Annotated in this window: 16 protein-coding genes; 5 read left to right on the forward strand and 11 right to left on the reverse strand. The window is 63.6% G+C overall.

All coding sequences use genetic code 11. The features are described from left to right. The first annotated feature begins 322 nt into the window (after positions 1–322). Positions 323–892: a dihydrofolate reductase family protein gene (locus tag EV641_RS06865; protein WP_132471244.1), complete on the forward strand. Its 570-nt coding sequence runs from the start codon at positions 323–325 to the stop codon at positions 890–892. Positions 893–966: 74 nt separating this feature from the next. Here EV641_RS06865 and EV641_RS06870 read toward each other — a convergent pair whose 3' ends face one another. From EV641_RS06870 to EV641_RS06885, 7 genes are all read right to left on the reverse strand, one after another. Beyond that, entirely contained in the window at positions 967–1,899 is a 933-nt protein-coding gene (locus tag EV641_RS06870) for a TIGR03619 family F420-dependent LLM class oxidoreductase (protein ID WP_054720184.1), read from the reverse strand. A gap of 75 nt (positions 1,900–1,974) precedes the next feature. Beyond that, on the reverse strand, positions 1,975–2,193 hold the full coding sequence (locus tag EV641_RS06875; protein ID WP_054720187.1) for a cold-shock protein: 219 nt from the start codon (positions 2,191–2,193) through the stop codon (positions 1,975–1,977). A gap of 105 nt (positions 2,194–2,298) precedes the next feature. After that, entirely contained in the window at positions 2,299–2,463 is a 165-nt protein-coding gene (locus EV641_RS29155) for a hypothetical protein (protein ID WP_158289129.1), read from the reverse strand. Continuing rightward, the gene (locus tag EV641_RS30090) at positions 2,460–2,582 is read right to left on the reverse strand and encodes a hypothetical protein (RefSeq protein WP_277874483.1); all 123 of its coding nucleotides are present in this window, start codon (positions 2,580–2,582) and stop codon (positions 2,460–2,462) included. The genes EV641_RS29155 and EV641_RS30090 overlap by 4 nt, the downstream gene beginning before the upstream one ends. A gap of 117 nt (positions 2,583–2,699) precedes the next feature. Continuing rightward, positions 2,700–2,873, reverse strand: coding sequence for a hypothetical protein (locus EV641_RS29165; protein WP_158289131.1), 174 nt, complete (start codon positions 2,871–2,873; stop codon positions 2,700–2,702). Positions 2,874–3,377: 504 nt separating this feature from the next. After that, complete coding sequence (locus tag EV641_RS06880) at positions 3,378–3,746, reverse strand: cupredoxin domain-containing protein (protein WP_054717689.1); 369 nt, start codon at positions 3,744–3,746, stop codon at positions 3,378–3,380. 348 nt (positions 3,747–4,094) lie between these two features. Continuing rightward, the gene (locus tag EV641_RS06885) at positions 4,095–7,205 is read right to left on the reverse strand and encodes an AAA domain-containing protein (RefSeq protein ID WP_132471246.1); all 3,111 of its coding nucleotides are present in this window, start codon (positions 7,203–7,205) and stop codon (positions 4,095–4,097) included. A gap of 151 nt (positions 7,206–7,356) precedes the next feature. Here EV641_RS06885 and EV641_RS06890 point away from each other — a divergent pair, with 151 nt between their 5' ends. The 3 genes from EV641_RS06890 to EV641_RS06900 are packed head-to-tail and all read left to right on the forward strand — an operon-like array spanning position 7,357 to position 10,798. Beyond that, complete coding sequence (locus EV641_RS06890; protein ID WP_132471247.1) at positions 7,357–7,662, forward strand: hypothetical protein; 306 nt, start codon at positions 7,357–7,359, stop codon at positions 7,660–7,662. Between the two features lie 53 nt (positions 7,663–7,715). After that, positions 7,716–10,049 (forward strand): hypothetical protein, encoded by a 2,334-nt coding sequence (locus EV641_RS06895; RefSeq protein WP_132471248.1) that lies wholly within the window; start codon positions 7,716–7,718, stop codon positions 10,047–10,049. Beyond that, a complete protein-coding gene (locus EV641_RS06900) occupies positions 10,046–10,798 on the forward strand; it encodes a hypothetical protein (RefSeq protein ID WP_054805304.1) in 753 nt (250 codons plus the stop codon). Before EV641_RS06895 ends, EV641_RS06900 begins: the two co-directional genes overlap by 4 nt. Positions 10,799–11,292: 494 nt before the next feature. Here the strand turns inward: EV641_RS06900 and EV641_RS06905 are convergent, their stop codons facing one another. The 4 genes from EV641_RS06905 to EV641_RS06920 all read right to left on the reverse strand — a co-directional run bounded on the left by EV641_RS06905 (position 11,293) and on the right by EV641_RS06920 (position 15,613). Then, positions 11,293–12,414 carry a hypothetical protein gene (locus tag EV641_RS06905; protein ID WP_241996893.1) on the reverse strand — a complete coding sequence of 374 codons (1,122 nt, stop codon included), beginning with the start codon at positions 12,412–12,414 and terminating at the stop codon, positions 11,293–11,295. Positions 12,415–12,496: 82 nt separating this feature from the next. Next, complete coding sequence (locus tag EV641_RS06910; protein ID WP_132471249.1) at positions 12,497–13,696, reverse strand: serine hydrolase domain-containing protein; 1,200 nt, start codon at positions 13,694–13,696, stop codon at positions 12,497–12,499. Positions 13,697–13,804: 108 nt separating this feature from the next. Continuing rightward, positions 13,805–14,800 (reverse strand): AraC family transcriptional regulator, encoded by a 996-nt coding sequence (locus EV641_RS06915; RefSeq protein ID WP_241996894.1) that lies wholly within the window; start codon positions 14,798–14,800, stop codon positions 13,805–13,807. 207 nt (positions 14,801–15,007) lie between these two features. Beyond that, the gene (locus tag EV641_RS06920) at positions 15,008–15,613 is read right to left on the reverse strand and encodes a TetR/AcrR family transcriptional regulator (RefSeq protein ID WP_132471251.1); all 606 of its coding nucleotides are present in this window, start codon (positions 15,611–15,613) and stop codon (positions 15,008–15,010) included. 151 nt (positions 15,614–15,764) lie between these two features. Between EV641_RS06920 and EV641_RS06925 the strand changes: the two genes are divergently transcribed. After that, on the forward strand, positions 15,765–17,261 hold the full coding sequence (locus EV641_RS06925) for an alpha/beta hydrolase (protein WP_199233165.1): 1,497 nt from the start codon (positions 15,765–15,767) through the stop codon (positions 17,259–17,261). Positions 17,262–17,285 lie beyond the last annotated feature (24 nt).

Raw genomic sequence — 17,285 nt, forward strand, 5'->3', positions numbered from 1 at the left:
GCATCGCACACCAACGCTGTCGGCGCACCCGTCGTACATACATAATTGTCGAGCTTGTCCCAGTTGTCGCAGTAACCGGCGAAATCGATGAGATCGCGGAGCTCTCGAGCTCGCCCTCGGATGAATTGCCCTGTCCGACCGAATGTTCCCGCGATCGGCCCAGCTTCCCGCTCGTGCAATCGCGGCCGCGGGAAGCTGGGATGATCGCGGGAATCGACAGGATCGGCGTGCAGGCACTCACCGCCGATGAGAAATGGCGCCGACAGTAGTCATAATGCTGTCCGGTGAAGACGCCCTGCGCGCATCAAGGGAGAGCAACGAGATGAGACCACTTCGATACTCGATCAACGTCACGCTCGACGGCTGCTGCCATCACGAGGCAGGGCTCCCCCCTGACGCGGAATCGATGCGCTACTGGACCGATGAGATGGAACGAGCCGATGCCCTGCTGTACGGCCGGGTGACCTACGAGATGATGAAGTCGGCGTGGCGGAAGCCGGCCACGGGAACGTGGCCTGACTGGATGGATGAGTGGGAGTTCCCGTTCGCCGAGACCATCGACCGCGCGAAGAAGTACGTCGTGTCGAGCACGCTGACCGGGGTCGACTGGAATGCCGAACTGGTGCAAGGCGACCTGGGGCAAGCGGTTCAGCGGCTCAAGCAGGAGCCAGGCGAGGGCATTCTCATGGGTGGCGTGACGCTCCCCCTGGCGTTGGCAGATCTGGGGTTGATCGACGAGTACATCTTCGTTGTGCAGCCGGTCCTTGCCGGACACGGGCCGACGTTGCTCGCGGGTCTGCGCGAGCGCATCCAGCTCGAGCTCGTGGATCGCCATGAGCTCCGGTCGGGGGCGGCCGCCCTGCGATACCGGCCCACACGAATATCGGCTTGACGTGATTGGTCCTTCGGTCGGGCGTCGCGCTACTCAGCATTCGTACGCTGTGTGACGAGATGGGAAAACGCGTGCTACGGCTGAGCCGCGAGATCTGAGCGATGGCGCGAGCGCTCGTTCTTGAGGTCCACCGCCCAGTCGATCAGCTGCACTACATCGTCGTCCGCTGCGCAGAAACTCGTCGGCCGGAACACCGCTATGGTGGCGCCGGCGTCGCGCCACATGCGAGCCTTGTCTGCGGTCGCGCCGTAATCGACGGTGCCGTCGTCCCGTCGTTCGGGCGTCACCGACACCTGAACGATGGGCGAGCGCGGATCGCGTCCGTGTTCCTCGAACGTGTCGCGCAGCAGTGCCACGCTGTCCGAGAACGACTGCATGTCTGCGGGATTGACGGTCCATCCATCCGCAACACGAGCAATACGATCGAAATTACGCTTACTCGGTCCGAATCCGAAGATCACCGGCACCCGCTCCTGAACCGGGAAGGGCAGCGAGTGGAACTCCTCGAACGCGAACTCGCGCCCCTGGAAGGTTGCGGGCGCCTTCGTCCAGAGCTCTCGGCACGCTCGGACGGTGTCTTCCATGCGTCCGAATCGGGCGTCGAACGGCATGTTGGTGGCCGTGTACTCGGCCTCCTGCCAGCCGACACCCATACCGATTGCGGCGCGGCCACCGGAGATCGCGTCGAGTGTGGCGATCTGCTTGGCCAGCAATACCGGCGGACGCACCGTCGCGATCAGCACCGACACATTCAGCAGGACCCGCTCGGTCACCGCGGCGACCGAGGAGAGAAGCGAGAGAGGCTCGTACCAATCATGTTCCAGCGGGAACGGAAAGTTGTGTGTCCGTCGTCGTTCCGCGTGGGCGGTCGCATTGAAACCGAGGTGGTCTCCGGTGGTGATCACGTCGATTCCTGCGCGATCAGCGCGCGCAGCCAACTCCAGCACCGGACGGATCGCGCCGCCGTAGAGGTTCTCAGCTCCGAGAATGTTCAGACCGACCTGCATGGCGCTCCTTCGTTACGAAACGATAGTTTCGCGCACTATGGCAGTCGGGTCTGTCTCGATCAATCCGCGTTTCTGTCAGCGGGAGTTCCGTCGGAGTGTCCGCACATTCTGGGCCTGGGGACCTGTCACTCCGTAGCCGATCTCGTATTCGACCTGCTGGTTGTCTTCCAGCGTCGTGAAGCCGTTGCCCGCAATCTCCGAATAGTGCACGAATATCTCGTCGCTACCGTCGGCCGGGGTGATGAATCCGAATCCCTTCGAGTTGTTGAACCACTTCACGATGCCCTGCGTCACGCTTCCGACCTCCATCTTCGGTGTCAGCAGGCGTCCCGAAGCGCCCGCCGTGTTGTTCGGTTTCCGTGTCGAGCACGGGCCGGCCCATCTCGTTCGACGAGCGGATCACGCGTCGCGTTCGGCCGGGTAGCAGGGGCGCAGAGTGCGTTCGCCGAGCCGGAAGGAACGTCGGCGCGGGTCGAGACGCCGGGACCGTAGCGCCCCCTGCAGCGCTACGGTCCCGGCGAGTCCGGCGGCCAGCAGGGCCAGTGTGTGGGCGGGGGTGTTCACGCCGCGTTCTTTCCTCGCCTCGAGTTCCTGTCTTTGCGCGTCGGCCGGCCGGTACGAGGCGGGGTGTCGTCGTGTGCGTACATGGCCTCGATGCGAGCCTTGATCTCCGTGGTGCTCATCGATCCACCAGTCGCCACACGGTGGGGAGATCGTGGTGTGCGCGATGCATTCATACGTGAATTCCTCTGTTTTCAAGCATGTTTCGACTGCGATACAGCAGGAACGCTGCATGACGGTCAGATCATGAGGGCAGCGAGGCCGACGCAGGCGACGGTGAGCACGGCGATCAGCGCGCACAGGGCGAGTGAGCCGGTCAGCGCCAACATGGGTGCGCCGGCCGGGACACCGGAGCCTAGGGCGATGGCCGTGTGCGACCGAAATCGGGAGTCCGACGGTTCCGCGTGGTTCATGTGCGTGTCCATGCGCAAGTCGGTCTGTGGCATCAGCAGCTGCAAGTTCTTCGGCCTTTCCGAAATCCCAGCCGGATCGAGAACGGTCCGGTCCCCCTGGGAACTGTGGGTGTGGCATGTGTGTGGTGTGTGTCTATCGACCCCTGAATTTGCGATAGATCACAACCTGTTAGCCCCTGGAACCAGTTCTACATCACAATCGTGATCGCGGCCACCTAGGTAAATTCCTGATTTGCGCTGGTGAGAGACGGTTTCGGTACGTTCGTGCAGATTATCGGCGCCCACGTTCACACAGCCAGGTCGGGTGGCTCCGTGCCTGATCACAGTGGTTTTCTACGCAACCCGTGCGGTGCCGCACTCGGACAGGCAGCCCAGTACTGATGCGGCACGAAGGTCTTCCGACGCCGGCGCGGGGGTCGTGCAGCGAAAAGATTGAGGACTTTCGACCCACCCGGGTGTTGCGGTAGTACCTGTCGACAATCGGGTGGTAAGCCCGTGGCGCGGTCAGCCGACGGTGAGCTGTCCGGTCATCTCTGGATGGTAGGTGCAGTAGATGTCGTAGGTACCAGACTCCTCCGGCGCGGTGAACGTGACCGTCTCGCCGGCCTCGACCTCGACGTCGAAGGTGTCGTCGCGGGCCGTGACGCTGTGCTCGACCTGGTCGTCGTTCCGCACGGTGACTGTGGTGCCCGGGCCGACCGAATCCGGGATCTCGAATGCGAAGTCCTTGATGACGATCATCACGGCTTCGGCGTTACCGGTGTCGTCGGCCGGGGTCGTGGTGACCGTCGACGAGTCGGTATCGGACCCGCATGCGATCAGAGCGAATGCTGCAGTCAACAGTGCTACGAGGAGCAACGCTGCGCGCTTCATGAGTGCCTCCTGTTCGGGCCCCCAGCTACAAATTCAACACCCCATGGACGCGAGAAGACCCGAAATCAGCCGAACTTCTTCGCCGTGGTTCCGTACCCTCGTAGGGGTAGCCTTTCGCAGCCAGTGTTCCCGGTCGTCGTCGAGCACCCATGCGACGACGGCACCGGCATGCGTCGAGCGAAGGCACGCTCCCATCCCATACCGTCTTCGACGAACAGCACGCCCGCCGGCAACCCGTCGCAGCGTCCGAACGTAAGGCGCCTTGACGTGTCGGATCCGGATTGCGGCGCTCACCTTCGCGTTGCATGCTTCTTGCGGAAGGCCGCGACTACTTCGGTTCTGGCGACGTCACCGACTCCACTCCGCGTGACGATCCAATTCCCGCGCGAGCACATCGAACCGCGGGTGCCGCGACCACGCCGCACGATCCCCGATCACATACAGGCGCTGCTTCGCCCTGCTCACGGCGACGTTTACAAGATTCGGTTTCGACGACGCCCACCGCTTCGCGCCTTCACGGGCCGGGTCGCCTCCCAACACCAGGACGACGACCTTCGCCTCCCGTCCCTGTGCGGTGTGCACGGTTCCGGCGGTGATCCCGTCGTACCGGGAACGCAATCCCGCGAGGCGCCGCGCGACGTCCCGGAAGGGACTGAGCACGATCACGTCGTCCATCGGATGTTCCCTGCTCACCAGGTCCTCGAGAAGTTCGACGAGTCGGTCGTGTTCGGCCTGCACGAAGTGGCCGTTCGACGTCCCGGTCACGTCGTACCACTGCGACGGCGGCAGATCACCGTCCGGCTGCGGATTCCCTCCGTGGATCATCGTGCCGCCGTACGCGATGGTGTTGACGACAGAGAACATCGGCTCGGCACAGCGCCGGTGCACACGCAGGGGCGCACCCACCCAGATCGGTTCGTCGTCGCCTCGCAAGGTCGTTCCCCACCGAGTGAGACGGTCGGCGATGGACTGGGTCGACGACCGCCCAGGCAACCACCGTTCGTCCACGCCGAACGCACCTCGCACCGCCTGCTGTGCCCGGAACGGCAGAGTCACCACAGGTTCGAGTTGTAGCGGGTCGCCCACGACGACGGTCCGTCGCGACCTCCAGATCGCACCGACCGGGTTCTGCGGTGTCGCCTGGCCGGCTTCGTCGATGAGCAACCAGCCGAGGGCTTCACGTCCGAGCCCACGGAATACCCGGTCGAAGGAGGCGAACGTCGTCGACACGAGCGGGACGACGAAGAACAATGTGCGCCACGCGTCGGCGACGGCCGCCGGATCCAGGTCGTGTGGCGCGTTCCCTGCGACGACGTCCATCGCCCCATGCATGCTCTGACGCATCTGTTTCGGCACCTGCGCGAGGAACTCCTTGTGGAGCGCGAGCGCTGCCACGAACAGTCGTGACCGTGCCTCGTTCAGGGCCATGTCCGACCACGGCGCGGCCAGCTCTCGGTCCGGGTCGTCGGCCCACTCCGGCCCCGGCATCGCGCCACCCCACCTCTGCCGCAACTCGTCGAGAGTGCAGTCGAGTTCGTTGCGGCGATACCGCACTGCGTCGGATCGCTGGGCGAGTTGATCGTGGGTGCCCCGTAGGTCGACCAGCTTCTGCATGGTGTGCTGGTGTGCTGCGAACGCGTCGGCGTACTTCTCTTCCCACACCGCGAGTGCATCCGTCAACCGGGTGTGGTGGGACTGCCAGAGCCGACGTTCCTCGCGTGCGCCGCGGCTCATCCGCCACCACGCCACACGCTGCTCGTTGTGCGCGGCGAGTTCGTTCTCGACTGTGGCCCGGCCCTGCTGGAGACGGTCGACGGTACCGCGTTGCACCACTTCGATGCCGGCCGCGGAGCGAAGTGCCTCGGTGTGGGCCTCCACCTGGTCGAGGACTGCTCGCAGTTCGCTGTCGCGGTGGGCTCGCTCGCGGTACCGCTCGTACCCGTGCTGACGTTCGTCGATCATCGCGGCAACAGCGTCGCGCGCGCGGCGATACTCTGCGACGGCGTCGTGCCATGATCTGGTCGGCCCGGCCGATTCGAATTCCTTGAGGATCGACTGCAGTCCTCGTCGAGTGGCCTTCTTTCCGCTGCTCTTCTCGTCGAACCAGAGCGTGTTCGTGAATCCGGTGCGGTAGCTCTTTCGTCCGAGCCGGGCGGCGGTCAACCCCCAGGCCTTCGAATCCTTGCCGGTGTCGTTCAAGAGCGCCGTTGCGATGTCTGCGAAATAGTCGGTGTCGAACCGGTCGGAATGGATGGCGTCCGCTGCGGGCATCTCGAAGCTGATGTTCTCGACAGCACCGTTGTTGGACGAGGCCACCACGATCTCGAATCCGTGGAAGGCGTCTGTCCACCGCTGCACAACCCTCGTGTACTCGCCGGCTTTCCAGCGGTGTGGCGTCGCCGTGAACGCGTCGGCCGGGCTCGCGAGATGCGCGAGACGATCGGCGCGTTCGACGACGACCGCGGCGACGAGGTCGCGCAGCAGCGTCGATTTCCCTGTCCCCGGTGGCCCGTTCACCGCGAAAATCCCGGCGTTGCTGTGTAACTCGTCCATGATCGTGTTGACGGCGAACTGCTGCCCGAGCGCCAAGGGATGTTCGGGCTTTCCTGGCCACCGGCCGGGCGGAATTGCTTCGGGCCGGCACGCCACGAACGACGCAGCCGGCACAGCACTGACGTCGACGCGTCGGGCCGTGTCGAGCACTGCGTCCTCGGTGAGGTAATGCGCGAGTCCGGTGCCGATGTCTCCGGCGGCGACTCGGCCGGCGACCATCCCCAGGTCGGCGGCGATGAAGCTGTTGAGAAAGTCGGTGCCGTCGACACCGTCGGACTGCTTGACCTCCACCGACCGGACACGGATCTCCGCGCAGTCGATCATGCCGTTCACGCCCACAAGCGCGGCGATACGTCGCCGTATCGCCGAGAGCCGTTCGGTGTCCAGGGGTAGGCGGCATCCGCAACGGGGGTTGATGTGCTGTTCGTCGTCGAGGAGTTCGGTCAGAAGTTTCTGCGCGTCGTCCAGTCCGTGCAGCCAGGACGCGGAGCCCGGTCCCGGGTTGCAGGTACGCCCGGCCGCCCACGCCAGCCCGGACAGCACTTCGGACCCGGAAACGACACAGCCGTACTTGTCGACGACGAGTGCCGCCAGCGCGCATTCCCCCGACGGTCGCGGATCGTAGTTCTCCTCACCAGGGGCGAGGATCTCGTCGACAGCGGACCACACATCGTCGATGCGGTACACGCCGAAGTAGACGATGTGCTGCCGCTCGTAGCCGGCGCGTCGCGGAGATATGCGCAGCCGATGGCCGTGTTCCCACGGCAGCAGATCGCGAGGCGTCACCTTCTCCACGGGCGACAGAGTGTCGAACTTGTCGACCTTCGGTACCTGCTGAGGGCTGAACAACTCCACCGCTCGCCAGAACTCGATGATGCCGCCCTGCCGATGATATTCCGCGTCCACCGCTCCCCCTCACTGCACAGTCAAGTCGGTTGCGAACCCTAGCGAAGGGTGCCGACACAGCGACCATCTACTGCGGAATTGGTGGACACCACCCGAGACGCTATTCTGTGGCGGATCGGACAAGGGGACCGATCGATGGGGGATCATGGGGATGACCAACACGCTCGAAGCCGACCTGCCACAAATCCGGTCGGTGTCACGCCACTTCGATCTGCACGCCGAAGAGCTCTGCGAGATCGACACCTCACCGATGAGGGCTCATTCGACAAACGGATTCCTGCAGGTGTCGTCCGTCGCCGCCGCGCTCGGCGACGCCGAGGCAGCAACCCGCCGCGCCCTGTTGATCCTCGCCGATAGATCATGGGCACTGCACGACACCATGAACCGCGTGTGTGAGGACTACTCACAAACCGAGGAACACTTCAGGGACGAACTCGCGAGGGCAGTGTCCGCGTGATTCCCTCGGTATCCGATGTACGTCAATGGAATTGGTCGGCGCTATCCGAACAGGTGATCTCAACAGAGTCGGTCGCCACCCGACTCGAGGACGCCCGCGACTCGATCCACGCATCCACCAACGACCTCTGGTCTGCATGGACAGGTATCGCTGCCGACGCCGCAGCAGACCACCTCGACCGCGAACGCAAGTCCGACACCAACATCTCCTACGAACTACGCGAAATCGCCTCCGCCACCAGAAGAGCCGACGAAGATCTCGCACACGCAGCCCGTGTGGCTCTCGACAGAATCGCCGCCGCCGAACGAGCCGGCTTCACTGTCGGTGACGGGGGCGTCACCGCCGGGCCAGACTTCACAGGGGTCTACGAGGGAGAACCCGACGCCGCCGCGCATTGGGGCATGATTCAAGACGCACTGCGCGTGATCGGTGAGGTGGACGACGACCATGCACGCCGCATCACCGGCATCGTCTCGAACCTCATCGACGTCACACCATCACCAGCAGCCTTCTCCCCCGACGAAGCCGCCCACGACTGGGCCATGCTCACCGATGGCACGGTCACGTCCGAAGATCTGGGACGGTTCACCACGAACCTTGCCGCAGCCGGACTCGACCCGCAGTCTCTCGATGAGCTTGCGAAAGGCAAGGTCGTCACCGCCCTTCCAGCAGGCGCGTTCAGCTACCTCGAGAACCTGTACGGCGAAGCCGGAGCGGATGGCGTCATGGAGTTGCAGCAGCAACTCCTTGCCGACGGCAGTACCTCAGCACTCGACGCCCGCGACAGTCTCGCAAACGGAATTCTCACACTGTCGAACGAACACGTCCGCGACGTCGACGACGACCGCGGCGGATGGGACCGCCTACCACAGGACGTCCGCGACCTCGTCGGAGCGCGCCCCGGCTCGGCCCAGCTCGACGGTTACCAGGTCCCGCCCACCTTGTCCGCATTCATGGACACCTTGCCGCCCGACATCCGGAGCGAGCTCGAGTCCGAGCCAGGCGCCGCGGCCACTGCACACCGCAACGCACTCGCCGATCCGGCTGACGCCGCCTACATCGACTCCGTGATCCGCGGGCGCGAATTCTGGGACTTCGTCGGAACAGGGAACGGCACTCCCGGCGCCGAACTCGGCACGAAACTCGTCGAATCGGCCGCATCCCAGGCATCCGTGCTCGATACGCCCGGATCCGGCACCTCGCCGTACGACACCATCCCCATCACGGTCGGTCATGCCGGCGAATCGATGCTCGACGTCGCCACGAGCAACCACGACGTCAGTGCCCGTGTGCTTGCAGGAGACCTGAACGGAGACGGCCGCACCGACATTCAACGCGACGACATTCTCACACCACTGTTCACTCATGCCTGGGACGACGGTGGAGAGTCCGCAGGACGCCTCACCAACTGGATGACCCACGAGATCGGCGACGCCCACGCTGCCGGCGACCCCGCACGTGCCGACCGCGCGGAGCTCGCCGCGCTCCACCTGTCGCAGTATCTTTCACACGAAGCGAGCTTCGACCGATTGATGGACGTCCACGGCGAGAACACCTCCAGTATCGGTGAGGTGAATCCCGGACTGGTTCGAGCATTCGCCGACGGGTTGCATGGGTACATCCCCGAACTTGTCAGGGCGGACGCGTCAGGGGCCTGGAAAGAGGACAACCTCGATTCACCCAATTCGAACGAGAACGCGCGTCGCATCTTCACTCTCATGGCGACGGATCAGGAATCCAGTGCCATATTCGGAAGCGCGGCTACTGCATTCGGTCGGTACTACGCAGACGACTTCGTCGAAGGCCCCTCGTATCTCGGTGCTTCCAACGCGGGTCGCCTCCAAGCGCTGCTCGATACCGGCATCTACAACGCAGGAAGAGAAATGTTCGACGACCGCGCTCGGATCGATGAGTTCGTGCAGCAGCGCCGAGAAGACACGTTCAACACGAACTACACGATCATCCGGAATCTTGTCGCACTCGATCCCCGCCTCAGCGGCACGGTCGGACTCTTGATGGACGTCAACAGCACCTCTATCCGAGACACGTTCGTGCCGGCATTCGATAACCCCGAGCTGACCCCGTTCACCGGCGACTTCAGTCGATACAGCGCGCCGAACGCGTACAACCTGCTGGAGAATGCGGTGGGGCGGTACGGATTGCCGGACGATCCCACCATCGTGGACGACCTTCGCACACTCGGACTGTTGAGATCCGACGGAACACTCACCTACCCGAGCGGCGACCCCTCCCTCGACAAAATCACCGACCTCGCCGACCGGACTTTAGAGACACACGGAATCGACTTCTCCACCTTCCGCGAGCACTACATCGACGCATACGGAAGCGTCGCACCTACTACAAGGGAGTCGAGCAGCCCACGATGAAACATCCCACCACCGGAAAAACCATCATCGTGATCGTCACCGCAGCATTGACCTTCACGACAGGAGCCTGCGCAACACCCGACCCCGTGCCGACACCACCTGAACCCGAACAGGTCTCCTTCGCAGCACTCGACGCCGACGCAAAACTGATGTCACATCGCTGGAATGCACCAGACGGTGTTTCACTCGACTCACGAGAACTACAAGCGGTCCGGTCCTACATCGAAAGCGCAAGCACCTACGACCACACGGCAGATCGAGCCAGCGTCCACCCCGGATTCTGGGATGTCCGAACCCAATGGGAAACCACTCCCATACCTGAATACGGGACGGTCTACCACCACATCCTCCTGATCGAACCCTCCGTCCACATCGGCGAACCCGTAACAGAAGTATTGGTGTGCAGCGACTATATGAACACCGCGATATCCACAAAATACGCATGGATACGCATCCATACAATGCGGTACACGCCCCTACGAATCCGACTGTCCACCGACGGCCCTGCCACCACTCCAGCACTCGACTACGAGCATCGACTTCCCTATCCGACGTGGAATGTATTCGAAGGCCTCGAAATAGAACGAGCAGATGGCGACCGCGGCAGCAAGAGGCCCATGTGGACCATCTGCGATGAGGACATGCCGGGATACAACCCGGAAGCACCCCAAGAGGAGGAGCTTCCGGCCGCGCCCGTCGTCGAACCGTTCTACCCCGGCTGGCCGACCCTCCTCGACGAGCATCCATAGAATCGTGGGTGTGTCCGGAGCATCTGATGCAGTGAAACAGCCAGACCGCATGGCGTCACCCTGCATTCACAGAGAGATGCGAGCGGGTCCGAGCAAGTGGGCGCCGATCACTCCGTCACACAGGCGCATCCATATATCTCCGCGATGCCGGAGGTACGCGGCATACGGGAGGATGCCACCGCGCCCGGCATCTTTGGTGCATTTCTACCCAACCAGCGACCAATATTCCACCAAAGACCCCCTCCATCATCGTTTCGATGTGCTCGGGATGTTCACCGGAGCGGTATCCCCGCCGTCAGCGAACCGAAACGATTCGTGCGCGGCGAAATCGATTTGTTCCGTTGACAATTCGACGTGACCACCGAAGAGGTGTGGGCAAGATTCGGGCATGGGTGCACGGCGCCGGGACGCCGTCGGTGCTCGCCCTCCAGCAGGATCGGTCGTTGTCGGGCTCCTCCTTGGAGCGATGGGCGTGAGGTGCGGCGGCACGTCTATCACTGCGGTCCCGCATCCCCTGCACGAGCGGTCTTTCGCCGCCAGTGATCGCGGTCGTCGTCGAGCATCCACTCGACCACGTCGCCGTCGGGGCGGACGGCGTCGGTGAGCCAGTGGGTCTCGTCTGGTGCCCACCCGGCGATCACACTCGCGGCATCTTCGTCGACGTCGATCGCGGTGCCCGCCGCGGCGAGATATCCCGTCACCGTGAGGTGCACTCCCCCGTACATTTCGGCGACGCGACTCCAGTCGGGCATCACCCAGCGACCGTCGCGGCCGGTGGTCCGGTACCAGTCGTGACGTTTCTGCGCCGTCACCTCCAACGGGAAACGCCGGCACAAATCGGCCCACGCATCGGCGCCGTCGATCTCGAACACCTCGATTCCCGACGGCACCGGCATGCGTCGAGCGAAGGCCCGCTCCCAGCCCATACTGTCTTCGATGAACAGGACGCCCGCCAGCAACCCGTCATCAAGAGACCGCGCCGAACAGCGCGCCTCCCCCGGAAAAGACCACCACTCACCCGAGAAGTTCGCCTTCGGGTCTTGCGGGCGCTCGCGTTCCGCTTTGGCTTCCTGGTCGACGACGCGGTCGCGCCATGCGACCAGGCAGTCGGTGAGCGGCTCTTGTTCGGGGGGTTGCTGCACAGATGATTCGGCAGAATCGGCCCAGCCCACCGACCATTGGTCGTCGCGAGCCACCTCGGTCGGCCACCAGTCGACGTGAGGTGACTGCGCGATGTGGTCGGCGACGCGCCGCAGTTCTCGTCGCATGGGGGTGGTGGCGGCGAGGATGTCTTCCCCGTCGGGTTCCTGCCAGTAGCGGGCATTGTCCACCGCCATCCCGAGCGCCGAACGCAGGACCGCTGCCGTCACCTCGGGGAGCAGCACGGTCGAGAGCTTACGGGCGACCTCCTCCGGTGGAAGGTCGGGCAGCGGCTCGTCGGCACCCGGGCCGTACAGGACACCCGGGTTGGGGTCGAGGTTGTGTGCGGCGTAGAAGACGGCGGAGTTGAAAGAACTCCGGTCGTAGCTCTGCCAGGTGGCGCGGTCGGCTTCCCGCGCAAATTCCAACAACAACCTGCGGCCGCGAGGGCCTGTCAACAATGCGTTTGCCGTCATGCGGACCAGTAGATCACCGGACGACCCGAATCACCGGTGGTGTACGGCAGGGCGTCAGGGCACCCGGACGCCCTGCCACTGATCAGTCCAGCGATCGATACACGCGTGACTCGAATTCGAGGAACCCGTCGACAGATGCGCGGTCGGCGAACGGCAGGATCTGCGTCGCCCAGATCCCGGCGACATCTGCACTACGATCGATCCAGTAATACAGATTTGCCAATCCGGCCCAACTCAACGATCCGGCGCTGCGACCTGTAGGCGCTTGCTCTTCGTTGACCATGAAAGTGTAGGCCCACGTCTTGCGCTGCCCGGGAAAGAATTCTGCGTCGTTCGACAGTTCCGGCTCGACGCCGGGCAGCATGGTCACCTGAAGATTGCCGAGACCGTTGATCGCGGCGTTCGCAACGGTTTCCGGCTGCAGCACCCGGCCATGTTCACCTTCGCCGTCGTTCAGCCACATTTGCAGAAAACGGCTGTAGTCACCGACGGTCGAGTACAGACCGTGGCCACCCATATCCACCTCGGGTTCCTGCGGCAGCACCAGACCGGTCGGTTCCAGCGTCCCATCCTCTCCACGTTGGTGGACCTCAGTCCGCCGGTCCTCCATCGACGGAGTCAGAACGAATGATGTGTCGCTCATTCCGAGAGGGCCGAATACCCGCTCCGCCATGACCTCCCCGAGTCGCTTCCCGCGAATGGCCTCGACCACCAGCCCCGCCCAATCGATGTTGGATCCGTAATTCCACCGGGTGCCGGGCTCGAACAACAACGGGGTGTTCAAGGCGGCACGAGTTGCTGTGATGACACTCGGATGCACGCCGTCGACGACGAGACGATGATACGTCTCGTCGAAGAACGAATAGCCGAGTCCGGCCGTGTGCAACAAGAGCATTCGTGTGGTGATCGGCGTCTTGGGAGCTCGCAACTTCAGTGCCCCGGCATCATCGAAACCCTCTGCGACGGACAGGTCTGCGATCTCGGGAACATAATCCGAGGCGGGAGCATCGAGGTCGAGCAGCCCCTCCTCGACGCACTGAAGCACCGTCGTTCCGGTGATGGCCTTGGTCGTGGAGAACATCGCGAACACTGAATCTGGCTTCATGGGTGCCGCATCGTTCAACGACCGGACACCGGCCGCACCCTCGTACACGGATCCTGTCGAGCGCGTCACCGCGGCAGCCACACCGGGAACGAGGTCGGGGCCATTTGGAGCGGTGGTGACATCGGCGAGGGCATCGTCGAGCGTCGACTTCAACGGAGATTGTTTCAGCGTGGACATTTCGATCCTTCCGGTGTGATCAGCAGCACAACGAAAGGTAGGGCGATCGCTCACCCGGTTACGTCCGCGATCGGCAGCAACCGTCTTCAATCGGCAACAACGACTCGGTCAACCCCTACGCCGCCACGCCAACGTCTCCGACGGGTTCTCCCCGAATCGGCGGCGATAGGCGGCTGCAAAAACGCCCATGTTGACGTAACCCCACTCGTGGGCAGCCGACGACACCGACAATGCTCCCGCAGTCAATGCCCGGTGGACACCCTGCAGCCGACGCTCGATGAGATACGCGCGCGGCGACATTCCCACGTACTTGTGGAACGCGCCGTTCAGCGCGCGAACGCTGACACCTGCAGCCCGTGCCGTCTCAGCGACGGTCGGCAGGTCCTTGACGTGCTCGTCGATGTACTGCACCGCTGTCCGCACATACCCGGGTGCCGCGACAGAAGGGGGCTCGGAGAGATCGATTCCGGCAGAGCTTGCCCACTCATCAAGCAGATGAGCAGCGATCATCTCTTCCAGATTCCGGCCCACTCGCCCGGTGGCGACCGCCTCGGGTGCCGTCGACGCCGTTCGCGCAGCGTACTCGAGCAGAGCCAGCCACGGACTGTTCTGCCCGCCGACCACGCACTGGTGGCTCCACAACCGCTCACCCGGGACGTGGCCCCACCACTGCAATGCCAGGTCGGACAGCAGCCGGTGCGGAATCGTCAGGTTCAACTGCAAGTGGTCGGGCGCCGCGCCGAGCCGATAATCCACCCGGCTACAGTCGGCGACGAAAGTCCCACCCACGGTCAGCTCTGTCTCGTCGCGTGTTCCTGCCGCGTGACGTGTCGATCCTTGCAGGGTGGTCAGCACGAGGACGTTCCCCGCGTCGGAGTCGAAATTCCGGAGGTCGACTTCCACGCCGTAGCAGAATCGCGTCATCGTGATGGTGCTGATCTGCACGGAGAACATCGACGACGCGGGAATGACATTGCGGCCGATCGGCTGCACGTCGAACCGCATGTACTTGTCGTCCGTCCAGGCACGTATCGCGTCCCAATCCGATTCGGGAGCGGCCAGGTGACGGCTACGCGGTGGTCTCGGGTCCGGCTGTGGCAACACTCGTCCACGGTAGGCGACGAGACCGGTCGGTGCGCGCCGGCGCCCCAGGCCCTACGACTGTCAGTCATTCACGCACCCGGAGGACATGAACATAATTGGCGACGGCCAACCACCCATGTTGTGCACCGCGGCGACATCGGCCTCCGGGAGCAATCACACGAGTTGGTTTACGAGCTCACGCTGGAGTCTGCAAGGGATGATTCGCTGCTACTCGGGTGAGCGGAGAATCGAATCGACTGCTGTGTATAGGATTTCAGTTTCTCGTTGAAGAATGGAGTGATCCGACGGTAACGCTCGCTCCATCGACAGGCCGGTGAGAACAGTGTTCAGGAGCCTTGCATACGCTGTGATGTCGGGCCTGGGTAGAGCCCCCTCATTCGCGAGAAGCGTAAGCCAGTGTTCGACCCTGCGCTCCCCTTCACTTGTCATGGCGACGTATGCAGTTCGGATCTCGTCGGTGGGTTCCGGGACGACGAAGGCGTCGAAGAATTTGATCCAAACTTGTCGCGATCGTTCACCCACCTCCACGCTCAGGACCTGCCGCAGGCACTGAACCAACCGGTCGCGAGCCGGCACCGACGTGTCGTGAATGATCTCGCTATCGGGTGTGACCACGTCGTAGATCGTTTCGAGGACGGCGTCGCGCAGTGCGCGCTGGGTCGGGAAGTGGTGGCGCAGCGACCCCATGCTCACCCCGGCTCGTGCCGCCACGGTCCGCACGCTGAGCGTCGACGCGGGATCCTCCTCGATCAGCTCGCAGGCCGCGATGATGATCCTTGCCTTCGTGTCGAGACCGCCCTGATCTTGCTCCATCGTCCTACTCCTCCATCACCAGCACGCTGCACTAGCACACCGTACTAGCACAATGTGCTACCGTCGGGTCACCCCGTAATAGTACAGCGTGCTGGTCGCCAGCCGTTCCAGCAAGAAACCCGTCCAACCTGCGAGTTCAGGAAGGAATCACATGAAACCTCGCACCACGACCGTGGCCGTTGCGCTGACAAGCATGGTCGTCGCCGGCTGTTCGCAGGCACCCGCGCACGTCAGCACAGTGTCGATGGGCTCGACAGATGTGCAATGGAGCGCCTGCCCCGATGGCGTCGAAAATCCTGAAGACGGCCCGCCCCAGTTGCAGTGCGCCACTGTGCCCGTCCCCCTGGACTACGACGATCCCGAAGGCGCACAGATCGACATCACGATCTCCCGGCTGCCGTCGAACAACCCGGACGCGCGACGGGGTGTGCTGCTACTGAACCCGGGCGGACCGGGAGGGACCGGCCTGGATCAGCCCAACTTTCTTGTATCGCAGGGCATATCGCCGAGCGTGCTGGACAGCTACGACCTCATCGGCATGGACACCCGCGGAGTCGGACACTCCTCGCCCATCAGTTGCGGATTCACCGACGACCTTCAGTACTACGGCGCAGTCCCGCCGTACGTCGTGGACGAGGCAGCATTCGCCGAGCAGACGGCAACTGCGGAGGAAGTCGCCGAACGATGCGCAGCCAATGACCACGACGGCCGAATGCGCCACGTGAACACAGCGAACATGGCGCGCGACCTGGACCGCGTCCGGGCGGCGCTCGGCGAGGAGAAAGCGAGCTTCCTCGGATACTCGTATGGCTCCGCGCTCGGTGCCGCGTACGCCTCGATGTTCCCGGAGAGTACGGACAGGGTGGTGCTCGACAGCAACATCGGCGACACCCATCTCGATCACGACGGGATGCGCAGATACTCACGAGGCATGGAAGAGACGTTTCCCGACTTCGCGGAATGGGCTGCCGCACGGCATGATCGATACGGATTGGGCGAAACACCGCAACAGGTGCGCGACACCTACTTCACCATCGCCGAACAGCTCGATCGAACACCTATGGACGGGATCGATGGCCGCGTGTTCCGATTGGCCACCTTCGTCACGTTGTACAATCAGGCCTCCTACGAGACAGCAGCAGAGAGCTGGCAGTCCTTTCTGAACCCCACCACGGCCGCACCCGCGGACGAGCCGCCGCCGGGCAATGGGCCATCGCCGGCAGACAACAGCTGGTCGGTATTCCTCGCGGTCACCTGCAACGACGTCGAATGGCCCGACGATGTCGACGTCTACCGACGAGCAGTGGACGAAGACCGCGAGACCTACCCGCTCTTCGGCGCTGCAACCGCGAACATCATGCCGTGCGCGTTCTGGCAGCACACGCCGGCCGAGCCGGCCGTGTCGATCGACCCGGAAGGTCCGACCAATGTCCTGATCGCACAGAACCGACGCGACCCCGTGACACCTCTGCGTGGCGGCGAACTCCTCGATGAGAAGTTCGGCGAGCGATCACGGCTGCTGACCGTCGACGGAAGCGGACATGGGGTCTACGCCCTCGGCAACAACCCCTGTGCACAGGACATCATCACCGACTACCTGGTCGAGGGCGTCATGCCCGAACAGGACACCACGTGCAGCGAGGCTTGACCATGCCCTAGGGGCACGGTGTTT

This window comes from Rhodococcus sp. SMB37, assembly GCF_004345605.1.
In the GTDB taxonomy this organism is placed as follows: Bacteria; Actinomycetota; Actinomycetes; order Mycobacteriales; family Mycobacteriaceae; genus Rhodococcus.

What these genes read in the sequence shown, in the direction of transcription:
- EV641_RS06865 (WP_132471244.1), top strand. Translation starts at nt 323, where the DNA reads ATGAGACCACTTCGATACTCGATCAACGTCACGCTCGACGGCTGCTGC.
- EV641_RS06870 (WP_054720184.1), bottom strand. Translation starts at nt 1,899, where the DNA reads ATGCAGGTCGGTCTGAACATTCTCGGAGCTGAGAACCTCTACGGCGGC.
- EV641_RS30090 (WP_277874483.1), bottom strand. Translation starts at nt 2,582, where the DNA reads ATGAGCACCACGGAGATCAAGGCTCGCATCGAGGCCATGTACGCACAC.
- EV641_RS29165 (WP_158289131.1), bottom strand. Translation starts at nt 2,873, where the DNA reads ATGAACCACGCGGAACCGTCGGACTCCCGATTTCGGTCGCACACGGCC.
- EV641_RS06880 (WP_054717689.1), bottom strand. Translation starts at nt 3,746, where the DNA reads ATGAAGCGCGCAGCGTTGCTCCTCGTAGCACTGTTGACTGCAGCATTC.
- EV641_RS06890 (WP_132471247.1), top strand. Translation starts at nt 7,357, where the DNA reads ATGACCAACACGCTCGAAGCCGACCTGCCACAAATCCGGTCGGTGTCA.
- EV641_RS06900 (WP_054805304.1), top strand. Translation starts at nt 10,046, where the DNA reads ATGAAACATCCCACCACCGGAAAAACCATCATCGTGATCGTCACCGCA.
- EV641_RS06905 (WP_241996893.1), bottom strand. Translation starts at nt 12,414, where the DNA reads ATGACGGCAAACGCATTGTTGACAGGCCCTCGCGGCCGCAGGTTGTTG.
- EV641_RS06910 (WP_132471249.1), bottom strand. Translation starts at nt 13,696, where the DNA reads ATGTCCACGCTGAAACAATCTCCGTTGAAGTCGACGCTCGACGATGCC.
- EV641_RS06920 (WP_132471251.1), bottom strand. Translation starts at nt 15,613, where the DNA reads ATGGAGCAAGATCAGGGCGGTCTCGACACGAAGGCAAGGATCATCATC.
- EV641_RS06925 (WP_199233165.1), top strand. Translation starts at nt 15,765, where the DNA reads ATGAAACCTCGCACCACGACCGTGGCCGTTGCGCTGACAAGCATGGTC.